Source organism: Lysobacter antibioticus (assembly GCF_000731095.1).
GTDB classification, from domain to species: domain Bacteria; phylum Pseudomonadota; class Gammaproteobacteria; order Xanthomonadales; family Xanthomonadaceae; genus Lysobacter; species Lysobacter antibioticus_B.
Genome location: NZ_JMTZ01000068.1, coordinates 1 through 13383, shown reverse-complemented (window position 1 = coordinate 13383; position 13383 = coordinate 1). Strand labels below are relative to the sequence as shown.

Below are 13383 nucleotides of genomic sequence, written 5' to 3'. Positions count from 1 at the left end.
GCAACGAAAGCATCGCCGAATCCGCGCGCCGCGATGACGCTCACATAACTTCCCCTGTCGATCGCCCATGCGCGCTTGCGAAAACGTGACCCGCCCCGCTGGCGCGACGCTGCCACAAACCTGCAATCTGTACCGCTCAGGCTTATCTTTTCCTGCGGCGCTACGCCGCCGCGCCCAGCACCGGAGCCAGGCCTTGACCGCATCCACCCGTCGCGACTTCCTCAAACTTGCCGGCGCGTCCGCCGCTCTGGGCCTGCTGCCTCCTTCGATCCGCGCTGCGCTCGCCACGCCGGCCGCACGCGTCAGCGGCACGATCCAGGACGTGCAGCACGTGGTGATCCTGATGCAGGAAAACCGCTCCTTCGATCATTACCTCGGCGCGCTGCGCGGGGTCCGCGGCTTCGACGATCCGCGCCCGATTCCGCTGCCGGGCGGCAAGACGGTCTGGCAGCAGCCGAAGTCGACGACCAACTCGCAGGCCGTGCTGCCGTTCCATCTCGACACCCGCAGCACCGCCGCGCATTGCATGGCCGATATCGACCACAGCTGGAAGGGCTCGCACACGCGCTGGAAGGACTACAACGCCTGGGTCGCGACCAAGGGCCCGATGTGCATGGGCCATTTCACCCGCGAGGACCTGCCGTTCTACTACGCGCTGGCCGACGCGTTCACGGTGTGCGACGCCTATTACTGCTCGCACCACGGCCCGACCAATCCGAACCGCATGCACCTGTTCGCCGGCACCAGCGGCATGACCGTCGGCGATTTCGGCCCCCAGGCGGTCAACAACGCCGACGACGGCAACTGGACCGCGGACATGGCGCTGGACAAGCCGACCTTCGTCGGCCATCGCTGGACGACTTATGCCGAGCGTCTGCAAAACGCCGGCATCGCCTGGCGGGTGTACCAGGAGCACGACAACTACGGCGACAACTCGCTCCCCTACTTCGCGAACTTCCGCAAGCTCGACCGTCAGTCCGAACTCTACAAGCGCGGCCGCGCCTGGGCGCCGGGTTCCACCGCCGAGAACGCCAAGGCCTCGCGCGGCGAATACCTGATCGCCGATTTCGCCAAGGACGTGCGCGAAGGCACCTTGCCCGCGGTGTCGTGGATCGTGCCGCCTTACATCATGAGTGAGCACCCGGAAGCTACGCCGGCCTACGGCGAGTCGCTGACCGCGCGCCTGCTCGAAGCCCTGGTCGCCAATCCCGAGGTCTGGTCCAAGACCGTCTTCATCATCAACTACGACGAGAACGGCGGTTTCTTCGATCACGTGCCGCCGCCGCTGCCGGCGATCACCTCCAGCCTCGGCAAGAGCACGGTCGATACCGCGACCGAGAACTACAACGGCGTGCCGGTCGGGCTCGGCGTGCGCGTGCCGATGTTCGTGATCTCGCCGTGGAGCAAGGGCGGCTGGGTCAATTCGCAGGTGTTCGACCACACCTCGGTGCTGCGCTTCCTGGAAGCGCGCTTCGGCATCGCCGAGCCGAACATCAGCGCCTGGCGCCGCACCGTTGCCGGCGACCTCAGCACGGCCTTCGATTTCGCCAATCCGAATGCGCAGTGGCCGGCCCTGCCCGACACCGACGGCGCCATGTCCGGCGCCGACGCCAGCTGCAAACTGGCGGCCCCCAAGCCGCCCGCGCAAGCGCGGATGCCGCGCCAGGAACGCGGCCAGCGGCCGGCGCGCGCGCTGCCGTACGAGCTGCGCGTCGACGGCCGCATCGAAGCGAGCAGCGGGCGTTATTGGCTGGATTTCGGCAACGACGGCATCGCCGGCGCCTGTTTCAACGTGTATGCCGGCAACCGCAGCGACGGTCCCTGGTACTACACGCTCGACCCGGGCACGCAGTTGTCGGATTACTGGAGCGCCAAGCAGTACACCAAGGGCATCTACGATCTTTCGGCCTATGGCCCGAACGGTTTCCTGCGCGTGTTCCGCGGCGACCTGCTCAAGGCGACCGCGGCCCAGGGTGCGGCCCCGGAAGTCTCGGTCCGCCACGACGCGATCGGCGAGATGCTGGTGCTCGAATTCGTCAACCGCGGCCGCGCCGCCTGCCGCCTGAGCCTGCGTGCGAACCGCTACAGCGACGCACCGGCGCGCCATTACGACCTGGCGCCGGGCGCGACCCTGCGCGACCACTGGCCGCTTGCCACGAGCAAGCGCTGGTACGACTTCAGCATCACCTCCGATTCGGATGCGGGTTGGCTGCGGCGCATCGCCGGCCATGCCGAAAACGGCACGGCCAGCGTCAGCGATCCGGCGATCGGGGTCTGAGCCCGCGCCGCATGCTACGACGCCGCTCTCGCTAGAGGGCGGCGTTGACGCCGATCGAGACCTCGCAGTTACGACGTCCCCGAACATCACGGTCGCGGCTTGCGCCGCTCCTACCCAATGAAGCAGCGCCGCTTTGGGGTAGGAGCGACGCAAGTCGCGACAGCCGCAGCCGAGATCAGCAAACGCAGGGAACGTTGCTAACGCCGTTGCCGTTGCCGTTGCCGTTGCCGTTGCCGTTGCCGTGATGAGCTTGGCGCAATACCGACCTTGCGAGAACACCTGGAGACCCGGAGGGCGCCGCACAGGACGTGCGGCCGGCTCCTGAATGGAATGACCCGATAAGACAGGGACGTCTTATCGGAAAATCCCGGCGCGGGCATCGCACTCGTGGCCTGTGCCCTTGCAAGGAAAGCCCTTTTCTTTGGTTACCTTTGACCGAAGGGAATCCAGACGGACTTTTGGGCCAGCAAAAGAAAGTAACCCGGCCGCGTCAGCGGACGGAAGCTTTGCTGTTGGCTTTACGCCGCAGCGGGAGGCAGCGTAGTCGCGGCTCACGCCGCTCCTACAGAGGTTACGGCCGGCTGCGCCGCGAGATTGAAACGGCGCGGTCGCGACTTGCGTCGCTCCTACCCTGTGGAGCGCAGCGCCAATCGCTTCTACAGCCGCATGCCCAGCCAGATCACCGTTTCGGTCGAGGCCGACACCACCGGCGACAACAGGCGAGACCAGAAGCGATCGGCAACCAAGTGATCGGCCGAGACGTCGTGATGCTGCTGCTCTTCCTCGACGATGGTCGAGATCGCCTTGCTCGCCGCGGGATCGGAGGCATCGAGGCTGTGCAGTTGATGGACCAGGTGACGCAACACCACGCGTTCGACAGCGACCGTGGTCGCGGCGATCGCGCGTTCGCCGAACAAACCGGTCACCAGGCCCAAGACATAGCCGCCGATGCCGCACAACCAATAGCTGCGGCAGCGCGGGCGGCCGCGGCGTTGCAGCTCGGCCCAGAACAAAGCCCGATGACGTTCTTCATCGGCCTTGAAATGCGCCAGTTCGCTCAACATCCTCGGCGCGAAGAACCGCGCCATGGCGATTTGCCCGGCATAGATGTGGACCGCGCCATGCTCGCCGGCATGATTGACCTTCAGGATGCGGCCACCCAGTTCGGTATCGCCGGAGGCCGTAACGGGTTTCATCACGGCCGCCGCCTCAGCCACGATCCAGCCACTTGCGCGCCATGCGCCGCATCGACTCGTCGCTGCCCGGGTCCTCGAGCAATTCGGCGATCTCGCGCCAGGCCAGGTCCAGCGATTCCTCGCTGATCACGTAGTCCTCGTTGTCGCTCGCGCGCACGACGTAACGCAGGTCGTAATGCCAATGGCCGGGGACGTCGCGGCGTTCCGGGATCCAGTGGCGGTCGAGGTCGAACAGCTCGGGCTCGACGCTGAGCCCGGTCAGGCCGGACTCTTCCTCGGCTTCGCGCAGGGCCACCTGGGCCAGGTCGCGGTCGCCGTCGGCATGGCCGCCAAGCTGCAGCCAGCGCTCCAGTTTGCGGTGGTGGGTCAGCAGGACCCGGCGCCCGGCCCGGTCGATCAGCCACGCACCGCCGGTGAAATGGCCGGCCAGGCGCTCGCGCAGGAAGGGGTCGCCGGGCGCCAGGGCGCCGTCCGGGGCGGTGCCGCGGCCCTGGGCCTCGTCGAGCAAGGCTAGAAACGCCAGCGTATGTTCGGCTTCCTGCGGCCAACGTCGGCCATATTCGATGAGATTGGAACGCAGAACTTCGACGACGTCGGAATGTTTCGCAGGCATGCGGAGTGAACACTGGCGCGCGACCGGGGGCGCGATTATGCGGGCAAAGCCCGTGACGGTGTGCGCTTGCCGCCCATTTCCACCCTGGGTTAAGGTGGCCCGCCGCTCCACTGAGGGAGGCGGTCATCGTCGTCGCCAGAACGACGGGTAGAGATCACTTCTTACGAGAGAGAGGGGAGTTCGATGTCGAGAGGCCTGTTCATCACCAAACCGGTGGCGCCGTCCGGCCACGTGGATGCCGGCGAGCCCGTAGAGGGCAGCCTCGAAGGCGAGGCAACGCTGAAGCGATCGTTGACCGCCACCCAACTGGTGATGCTAGGCATCGGCGCCGTGATCGGCGCCGGCATCTTCGTCCTCTCCGGTCACGCCGCGGCCGAACACGCCGGCCCGGCCATCGTACTGAGCTTCATCGTCGCGGGCATTACGTGTGCCTTCGCCGGCCTGTGCTACGCCGAGTTCTCGGCGATGATGCCGGTCTCCGGCAGCGCTTATTCGTATTCCTACGCCACCCTGGGCGAATTCGTCGCCTGGTTCATCGGCTGGAACCTGGTCCTCGAGTACCTGTTCGCGGCCTCGACCGTCGCGGTCGGCTGGTCGGGCTACCTCAACAGTTTCCTGAGCACGTGGGGCATGGGCCTGCCGGCCTCGCTGGCGGCCGCGCCGCTCAACGTCGTCGACGGCAGCATCGTCTACACCGGCGGCCTGATCAATCTGCCGGCGGTGGCGATCGTCGCCGCGCTCAGCGGCCTGTGCTATGTCGGCATCACCCAGTCGGCCTTCATCAATACGATCATCGTCGCGATCAAGGTGATCGTGATCACCCTGTTCGTGGCCTTCGCCGCCAAGTACATCAACCCCGACAACTGGGTGCCGTTCATCCCGGAAAGCCAGGGCCCCGGCAAGTACGGTTATGACGGCATCATCCGCGGCGCCTCGGTGGTGTTCTTCGCCTACATCGGCTTCGACGCGGTCTCGACCGCGGCCGGCGAGGCCAAGAACCCGCAGCGCGACATGCCGATCGGCATCCTCGGCTCGCTGGTCATCTGCACCATCATCTATATCATCGTGTCCGGCGTGCTGACCGGTCTGCTGCCCTACCACATGCTGAGCACGCCCAAGCCGGTCGCGACCGCGCTGGAAGCCTATCCGGCGCTGAGCTGGCTGAAGATCGCCGTCGAAATCGGCGCCATCGCCGGCCTGAGCTCGGTGATCCTGGTCATGCTGATGGGCCAGCCGCGCATTTTCTACTCGATGTCGAAGGACGGCCTGCTGCCGGGTTTCTTCGCCAAGGTGCATCCGAAGTTCCAGACGCCCTACGTCGGCACCATCATCGTCGGCATCTTCGCCGCGCTGCTGGCCGGGTTCCTGCCGATCGGCCTGCTCGGCGAGCTGGTGTCGATGGGCACCCTGCTGGCCTTCGCGACCGTCTGCATCGGCGTGCTGATCCTGCGCAAGACGCGTCCGGACTTGCCGCGCCCGTTCCGCGTGCCGCTGGCCGTGGTGATCTGCCCGCTCGGCGCGGCCGCCTGCCTGTACCTGTTCTGGAAGCCGTTCTCCGAGCATTGGCACCTGATGACCGGCTGGACCGCGATCGGCATGCTGATCTACTTCGGCTACGGCTACCGCAACAGCAAGCTGCGCAAGGCCGCCAACGGCGCCTGACCGGCACGCAGTCAGCAAGGCCGGCGGAACTTCCGCCGGCCTTTTTCCTTTTCACGTAACGCATCGCACCAGCGATCGGATTCGAGTCACCAGGCCCGGCGGCGTTTGACCGCCATCCCCGCGCAGGCGGGGGTCGAGCGAGTTCAAAGGTTCTCGCAGGTAAGGCCCTGGATTCCCGCGTTCGCGGGAATGACGAGCGGAAGGTCGCTGCACAGCCGCAAGCAGCACCAGGAAGAAACACATGCTGGGACAACTCTGGGCGACCAAACATCCGCATGCCGCCCACACCGACGCCGAAGGGCTGAGCCTGCACCGCACGCTCGGGCCCTGGGGCCTGACCGCGCTCGGCATCGGCGCGGTGATCGGCGGCGGCATCTTCGTCATCACCGGCAAGGCCGCGGCCGAACACGCCGGCCCGGCGATCATGCTGTCGTTCGTGCTCGCCGCGATCTGCTGCACCTTCTGCGCCCTGGCCTATGCCGAGTTCGCGGCGATGGTGCCGGTCTCGGGCAGCGCCTACACCTACACCTACGCCACCCTCGGCGAACTCGCGGCCTGGTTCATCGGCTGGATGTTGATATTGGAATACGGCGTGTCCGCGTCGGCGGTCGCGGTCAGTTGGACCGGCTATTTCCTCAGTCTATTGGAACATTTCGACATCACCCTGCCCGCGGCGCTGGTGCAGGCGCCGCTCGACGCCAAGCTGCGTCCGACCGGCGCGATCGCCAACCTGCCGGCGGCGGCGATCGTGCTGCTGCTGACCTGGCTGTGCTACGTGGGCATCCGCAAATCTTCGGCCATGAACATGGCGATGGTGTTGCTGAAATCCGGCCTGATCATCCTGGTGATCGTGGTCGGCTGGAAATACGTCGACCCGACCCTGTGGCAGCCGTTCATCCCCGAATCGCAGGGGCCCGGCAAGTACGGCTGGGAAGGCGTGCTGCGCGGCGCCTCGATGGTGTTCTTCGCCTACATCGGCTTCGAGGCGGTGTCGGTGGCGGCGCAGGAATCGCACAAGCCGCAGAAGGACATGCCGATCGGCATGCTGGCCTCGCTGGCGATCTGCACCGTGCTCTACATCGGCATGGCCGCAGTCATGACCGGCCTGGCGCCGTACAACCTGCTCGGCACCGACGAGCCGGTGGTCACCGCCATCGCCGGCCACCCGGAGCTGAACTGGCTGCGCCTGGTGGTCGAGATCGGCGCCTTGGTCGGCCTGTCTTCGGTGGTGCTGGTGATGATCATCGGCCAGCCGCGCATCTTCATGATCATGGCCCGCGACGGCCTGTTGCCGCCGATCTTCACCAAGATCCACCCCAAATACCGCACCCCGCACGTCAACACGGTGATCACCGGCATCGGCATCGCCCTGCTCGCGGCGCTGTTCCCGCTCGACATCCTCGGCGACATGACCTCGATGGGCACCCTGATCGCCTTCGCCGCTGTCTGCGCCGGCGTGCTGATCCTGCGCCGCACCCAGCCGGACCTGCCGCGCCCGTTCCGGATCCCGTTCGCCTGGGGCATCTGCCTGGCCGGCATCGTCAGCTGCCTGGTGCTGCTGTCGACCATGACCGCGCACAACTGGATGCTGATGGGGGTCTGGACCGGCATCGGTTTCGCCATCTATTTCGCCTACAGCTTCCGCCACAGCCGGATGCGCAAGAACGGCTGAACGGCCCGGCCGGCCCTTGATCGGCCGGACCAAGCCCATCGCGGCCCCGCGGCAACGCTGTGTTGCCGCCAGGACCGGCAATGACGCGGCGACCGGAGCGATCCGGTCGCCGTTTGTTTGTAAACTGCGACCATGAACAGTTCTCTGCCCTACGACCCCCAACGCCTGTCGCACTGTGCCGGCGAGATCATCGTCAACGTGCGCGAACTGGCGCTGCGCGGCTGGACCCCGGCCACGAGCAGCAACTTCTCCAGCCGCATCGACGCCGGGCACGTCGCCATCACCGTCTCCGGCCGCGACAAGGGCCGCCTGACCGAAGGCGACATCATGGTGGTCGACCTCGACGGCCAGCCGGTCGCGACCAGCCACCGCCCCTCGGCCGAGACCCTGCTGCACACCCAGCTGTACAAGCGCTATCCGCAGGTCGGCTGCGTCCTGCACACGCATTCGCAGACCCAGACCGTGGCCTCGCGCCTGTACGCCGGCATCGGCCACGTCCACCTGGAAGGCTACGAGCTGCTCAAGGCCTTCTCCGGCACCACCACCCACGAAACCGCCCTGGACCTGCCGGTGTATCCGAACACCCAGGACATGCCGACCCTGGCCGCCCAGGTCGACGCGACCCTCGACAGCCAGCCGATGTGGGGCTATCTGATCGACGGCCACGGCCTGTACGCCTGGGGCCGCGACATGGCCGAGGCCCGGCGCCATCTGGAGGCGTTCGAATTCCTGCTGGGATGCGAACTGGAACTGAGGAGACTGCAGCGATGAGTCGCCTGCGCATTTTCGTCGAGGACCAACCCGACACCCCGCAACTGAGCACCTCCGACCAGGGCGAGATCGCGCGCGAGCTCGCCAGGATCGGCGTCGGCTTCGAGCAATGGCAGGCCGCGCAGCCGGTCAAGCCGGGCGATTCGCCCGAGACCATCATGGCCGCCTACCGCGGCGACATCGACCGCATCGTCGCCGAGCGTGGCTTCAAGACCGTCGACGTGGTCAGCATCGCCCCGGACAACCCGCAGCGCGACACCATGCGCAACAAGTTCCTCGACGAGCATTACCACAAGGAAGACGAAGTGCGTTTCTTCGTCGCCGGCTCGGGCTTGTTCACCCTGCATGTCGAGCCGAAGGTCTACGAGATCAAGTGCGAACAGGGCGACCTGATCTCGGTGCCCGACAGCACCCTGCACTGGTTCGACATGGGTCCGGAACCCAGCTTCGTCGCGATCCGCTTCTTCACCGAGCCGGACGGCTGGGTCGGCTACTTCACCGGCACCGACCTGGCGCAGCAGTTTCCGCGCTACGAGAAGGGCCAGGCGGGCTGAACCAGGAAACGAGCGAAGAGGAGTGAGGAGTGAGCGGGTTGCGCTCGGGCCCGATCCGCCTCGCTCGTTTGCCGGCCGCCGCTGGCGCTCACTCCGCGCCATAACGCCCAACGCTCACTCCTCACTCCTCTCCGCTCAAGACTAGTCTTATGCCCATCCGCGCCATCCTCACCGATATCGAAGGCACCACCAGCAGCATTTCCTTCGTCAAGGACGTGCTGTTCCCGTACGCGCGCCGCGCCCTGCCGGGCTTCGTCGCCGCACGCGGGCGCGAGCCGGCGGTGCGCAAATGGCTGGATGCGGTCGCGCTGGAAAACGGCGGCGTGTGCCAGGACTCGGTGGTGGTCGAGGTGCTGCAGGGCTGGATCGACCAGGACCGCAAGCACACCGCGCTCAAGGCCCTGCAGGGCATGATCTGGGCCGACGGCTACAGGAGCGCCGACTTCACCTCGCACATGTACCCCGACGCCGCACCGGCGCTGCGCCAATGGAAGGACCAGGGCCAGCGCCTGTACGTCTATTCCTCCGGCAGCGTGCCGGCGCAGCGATTGCTGTTCGGCCACAGCGATGCCGGCGACCTGACCGAGCTGTTCTCGGGCTGGTTCGATACCGAAGTCGGCGGCAAGCGCGAACGCGACAGCTATGCGCGCATCGCCGAATCGATCGGACTGCCCGCAGGCGAGATCCTGTTCCTGTCCGACGTGGTCGAAGAACTCGACGCCGCGCGCGAGGCAGGCCTGGCCACGGTGCTGATCGACCGCCTCGACGACTATCCGCAACCGCGCGAAGGCCAAGCCACCCACGGCCATACCCGCGCAGTGTCGTTCGCTCAGGTCGAGGTTTGACGGCAGGCGACGGTTTCGCCGTCGCTTGAATCGCGGGTCGCGGCTTGTCCCTTCAGGACGCCGCGCCCGCTCCGAAAACGCAGCGACGCGATAGCGGGGGCGCGGCTTACGCCGCTCCTACAAGCCCCTCGCGACGACGCTACAACCGGCTCAGATGCCGGATCCGCACTTCATCGCGCTCCACGCCGCGTTCGCTGGCGACCTGGCTGCGGATGCGCTCGACCAATTCGGCCGGATCGAAGCCTGCCGCATCCGGCGGCGCGTAATCCAAAGTGGTCTCGCCGCGGATGCAGAAACGGCCGCCGACCAGGATCTCGTAATCGGCGAAATAGAAATGGTGCTCGGACGTTGGGCTCATGAACGCGGCTCAGGTGCCGACGTGGACGTCGTTGCCGCTTTCGGCGCAGCCCAGGTGCTCCAGGGCGATCGACAAAGCCAGGGTATAGCTTTGCGCGGCGTAGCCATGGACCAGGCGCAGACGCGGGCCGCATCGCGGCGCGATCGACGGCTCCAGGGCGTTCATGTCGTCGTCGTGGACCTCGATGTAGGGCATCGGCAACCGCGCCAGTGCGCCGCGCAAGGCCTCACTGGCCGGCACGCAGGCGCCGGGGTCGAGCAGCAGCAGTTCGGTATTCGCCGCGCGCATCGCCTGCAGGCATTCGACCAACTCGTCTTCGCTGCGGCAACTGCGTAGCGCGAGCGCCTTGCCGGCGATGGCGGCGCGCTCGACCAAAGTCGCGCGCACCGCGCCGGCCAGGGCCGGAGCCCTCGGATCAACCTCGGACACACCGCCTTGCGGGCCGCGCAGAATCAGGATCGACACGTCGGTACTCACGGCGCACTCGGAATGGCGCGCCTGCGGAGCACTGTAGGAACGGCGGGCGTAAAGGCGCCATTCGCTGCGCGGGCGGCGGCGTAAAACCGGCGTCAATTCGTGGTGGGTTCGCGGCGTACGGTTCGCCGGAAAGTTCGCTGATACGACGCTGTTTGCGTCGCGGTCTGCGTCTCGATGTCGCGGCTTGCGCCGCTCCTACCCAAGAGCCGCGCAGCAAAGGGGTAGGAGCGGCGCGAGCCGCAACCGCGTCGCTGCAAGATCGCGGCGAAAACATCGGCAAGGGCGATCGTTCCGCGGCATCGGCAGCGAAGACGACCGCGCCCCCCTCACCCGTGAATCTTCTCCCCGCGCGCCAGCATCGCCACGAATTTCTCGATCCGGCTCGCGCGCGTCTCCGGCTTCTTCGCCGTCTGCACGCGCCACAGCACCGCGTAGCGGTTGGTCTTGTCGAGTTGCTCGAAGAACGCGCGCGCCTTGGGCTGCTTGGCCAACGCCTTGGCCAGGTCTTCCGGTACTTCGATCTTGCTGGCCGAATCGTAGGCCGCGTCCCAGCGCCCGTCGGCCTTGGCCGCCTCGACCTCGCGCAACCCGCCGGCGGCCATGCGGCCCTCGGCGATCAGCCGCTCGACCTTGCCGATGTTGATCTTCGACCACAGGCCCTTGGGTCGGCGCGGGCTGAAACGCTGCAGGAAGAAACAGGCGTCGAAGCTGCGCTTGAGTCCGTCGATCCAGCCGTGGCACAGGGCCACGTCGAGCGCCTGTTCGTAGTTCACCGTGACCACGCTCTGCCCTTTCTTGGCGATCTTCAGCCAGACGCCGGTCGCCTCGGGATGGGCGAGCAGCCACTGCTCGAAGGCGGCAGCGTCGTCGAAGACGATGATCGGCGAATCGTCGAGTGCGGCCATGGCCTCAGTCCTGTGCGGTGTCGAGCAAACGGTAGGAGGCGGACATACGCTGCTCGCCCTGCCAAGGATCGAAGACGCGTACTTCGACCTTGTGTTCGCCGGCGGCGGCATCGGTCGGCAGCGGCGCGTTCCACAGATGCGCCGAGGGCGTCGCGGTGGCGGCGCGGTCGTAGCCGCGCAGGCGTTCGGCCTCGTCGTCGCGCGCGTTCTCGGCCAACACCGCAGGGTCCGGCTGTTCGACCCGGCGCATCGGCTTCCAGTCGCCGTCGTCGAGGCGGTACTCGACCCGGCTGTCCTCGCGGCCCATGTAGACGTTGGCGAACACGCCACGGCTCGGATACGAACCGCGGCGCAGCACCTTCGGCAGGTACAAGCGCAGGTAGGGGTTTGCGACCTTATCGCTGTCGCTCTGGCGCGCCGGGAACCAACGCAGGCCATAGCCGGCGTCGGCGCGCACCGACAAGCGCGCATAACCGTTCGGCGTGCCGTCGCTCATGGTCGTGTCCGGAATGCCCTGCGCATCCTTGACGCCGGACCAGAACGCGCCGCAGGCGGCGCCGACGTTGTATTCGTGCAGCGGCTTCGCGCCCTGCCAACCGCTGGCGGCATCGTGGAAGACGTGGCGCTGGGTGTGGCTGTGGCCGCTGAGCACCAGCAGGTTCGGAAAATCCTTCAGCAGCCCGAATAAGCGCTCGCGATCGGCGCGGCGGAAGGTCTCGCGGCCCGGCGCGGCATCGAACAAGGGGATGTGCATGGCGAGCACCAACAGGCGCTGCCTGGACACGCCCGCCAGATAACTTTCCAGAAAGGCGAACTGGTCCGGGCGCAGGCCGCCGATGTAGTCGGTTTTACTGCTCGGCTGATAGACGACGTCGTCGAGCACCACGAAATTCGCCTGCGCTTCCTCCCAGGCGAAAGTATCCGGCCCGTAGACGTGGCGGAAACTCAGCAGCGAATCCTCATCGCGGGTCGCGTCGAAATCCAGGTCGTGGTTGCCCGGCGCGTGCAGCCACGGCACCTCGAGGCTCGCGGTGACCGCATTGAGCTTCGGATACAGGGACAGGTCGTCGTGGGTGATGTCGCCCAGGCTCAGGCCGAGGTCGGCGACGCGCGCGTCGGCGCGGCGGCCGGCGAGGCGGTCGGCGAGCAGGGGCTCGACGATGTCGCGGCGGTAGTAGTCGACGTCGGTCGCGGTCTTGGTCTGCGGGTCGGCGAACACCAGCACGTCGAGATCGCCGGCTGCCTTGCGACGTTCGGGGATCAGGCCGTAATCGCGGCAGCTCGTCGCGACCGGCATGCCGCCGTACTTCAGCGCCGGACCTGCTTGCAGGCGCACGTTGAGCCAATAATCCGGCAACCCGCTGGCCCGGTTCGCCAGCCGGTAACCGGCCGGTTTGATCAGGAACTGACTGCGGTTGTCGCGCAACGGCAGCCGATAGCGGCCCTGCGCATCGCTGACGACGATGCGCTCGCCATCGGAGACACGCTGCCCTTGTAGCCCCGGCTCGCCCGCATCGCGGCGGCCGTTGCCGTTGCGGTCCTCGAACACGCTGCCCCCGTCGCAGGGCGCCGCCTGGGCCAGCGCCGCGGCGGGAACGATCAAGGCGAGCAGCAAGGCGGCGACGGATGCGGATGGACGCATGGAGGGCTCCGGAGTAAGCACACATTATGCGTCGATCGGGCCCCGGACCGAGGCCGGCGGCACGGTGCGAGGATGGCGGCGGAGCGGTCCAGCCGCCCGGGCAATGGCTGGCCGTTCCTTGGGGATTCGGCAGTCGCGCGAATGCCTCGGCGGTTCGGGCAGCCGGGGGTTCATGCACTGAGGTTGGATGGATCGCAAACCCGATGCAGCATCGCTCGCTGCTTACGCCGCTCCTACAGGGCTGCGGCTGGTAACGCCGCGAGGTCGAGACGGCGCGGTCGCGGCTTGCGCCGCTCCTACCCAAAAGCGACCGCGTTGCCGTTGCCGTTGCCGTTGCCGTTGCCGTGATTTTGATCCGCTTTGCCGGTCAAGTGGAGACCCGGAGGGCGGCGCACAGGACGTGCGCCGTT

General features: G+C 67.0%; 12 protein-coding genes. 6 read left to right on the top strand and 6 right to left on the bottom strand.

Annotated features, from left to right (window positions below):
• The first annotated feature begins 193 nt into the window (after positions 1-193).
• Positions 194-2278: a phosphocholine-specific phospholipase C gene (locus EX88_RS0117765; protein WP_031373336.1), complete on the top strand. Its 2085-nt coding sequence runs from the start codon at positions 194-196 to the stop codon at positions 2276-2278.
• Positions 2279-2934: 656 nt separating this feature from the next.
• Here EX88_RS0117765 and EX88_RS0117760 read toward each other — a convergent pair.
• Together EX88_RS0117760 and EX88_RS0117755 are read right to left on the bottom strand one after the other, a co-directional pair.
• Positions 2935-3474, bottom strand: a complete 540-nt coding sequence (locus EX88_RS0117760; protein WP_031373335.1) for a demethoxyubiquinone hydroxylase family protein — start codon at positions 3472-3474, stop codon at positions 2935-2937.
• Positions 3475-3487: 13 nt separating this feature from the next.
• Positions 3488-4087 carry an NUDIX hydrolase gene (locus tag EX88_RS0117755; protein ID WP_031373334.1) on the bottom strand — a complete coding sequence of 200 codons (600 nt, stop codon included), beginning with the start codon at positions 4085-4087 and terminating at the stop codon, positions 3488-3490.
• Positions 4088-4270: 183 nt separating this feature from the next.
• Between EX88_RS0117755 and EX88_RS0117750 the strand changes: the two genes are divergently transcribed.
• The 5 genes from EX88_RS0117750 (at position 4271) to mtnC (ending at position 9591) form a co-directional block, all read left to right on the top strand.
• Complete coding sequence (locus tag EX88_RS0117750) at positions 4271-5749, top strand: amino acid permease (RefSeq protein ID WP_031373333.1); 1479 nt, start codon at positions 4271-4273, stop codon at positions 5747-5749.
• Between the two features lie 241 nt (positions 5750-5990).
• Complete coding sequence (locus EX88_RS0117745) at positions 5991-7421, top strand: amino acid permease (RefSeq protein WP_031373332.1); 1431 nt, start codon at positions 5991-5993, stop codon at positions 7419-7421.
• Positions 7422-7553: 132 nt separating this feature from the next.
• Positions 7554-8192 carry a methylthioribulose 1-phosphate dehydratase gene (locus EX88_RS0117740; RefSeq protein ID WP_031373331.1) on the top strand — a complete coding sequence of 213 codons (639 nt, stop codon included), beginning with the start codon at positions 7554-7556 and terminating at the stop codon, positions 8190-8192.
• Positions 8189-8746, top strand: a complete 558-nt coding sequence (locus EX88_RS0117735) for a 1,2-dihydroxy-3-keto-5-methylthiopentene dioxygenase (protein ID WP_031373330.1) — start codon at positions 8189-8191, stop codon at positions 8744-8746. Before EX88_RS0117740 ends, EX88_RS0117735 begins: the two co-directional genes overlap by 4 nt.
• A 149-nt stretch (positions 8747-8895) precedes the next feature.
• The gene (mtnC, locus tag EX88_RS0117730; protein WP_031373329.1) at positions 8896-9591 is read left to right on the top strand and encodes an acireductone synthase; all 696 of its coding nucleotides are present in this window, start codon (positions 8896-8898) and stop codon (positions 9589-9591) included.
• A 139-nt stretch (positions 9592-9730) separates the two neighbouring features.
• Here mtnC and EX88_RS0117725 read toward each other — a convergent pair whose 3' ends face one another.
• From EX88_RS0117725 to EX88_RS0117710, 4 genes are all read right to left on the bottom strand, one after another.
• Entirely contained in the window at positions 9731-9949 is a 219-nt protein-coding gene (locus EX88_RS0117725) for a hypothetical protein (protein WP_031373328.1), read from the bottom strand.
• A gap of 9 nt (positions 9950-9958) precedes the next feature.
• Positions 9959-10426 carry a type II 3-dehydroquinate dehydratase gene (locus EX88_RS0117720; RefSeq protein ID WP_223620670.1) on the bottom strand — a complete coding sequence of 156 codons (468 nt, stop codon included), beginning with the start codon at positions 10424-10426 and terminating at the stop codon, positions 9959-9961.
• Positions 10427-10752: 326 nt separating this feature from the next.
• The gene (locus tag EX88_RS0117715; protein WP_031373326.1) at positions 10753-11331 is read right to left on the bottom strand and encodes a YdeI/OmpD-associated family protein; all 579 of its coding nucleotides are present in this window, start codon (positions 11329-11331) and stop codon (positions 10753-10755) included.
• A gap of 4 nt (positions 11332-11335) precedes the next feature.
• Positions 11336-12973, bottom strand: coding sequence for a calcineurin-like phosphoesterase C-terminal domain-containing protein (locus tag EX88_RS0117710; RefSeq protein WP_051885263.1), 1638 nt, complete (start codon positions 12971-12973; stop codon positions 11336-11338).
• Positions 12974-13383: the final 410 nt, after the last annotated feature.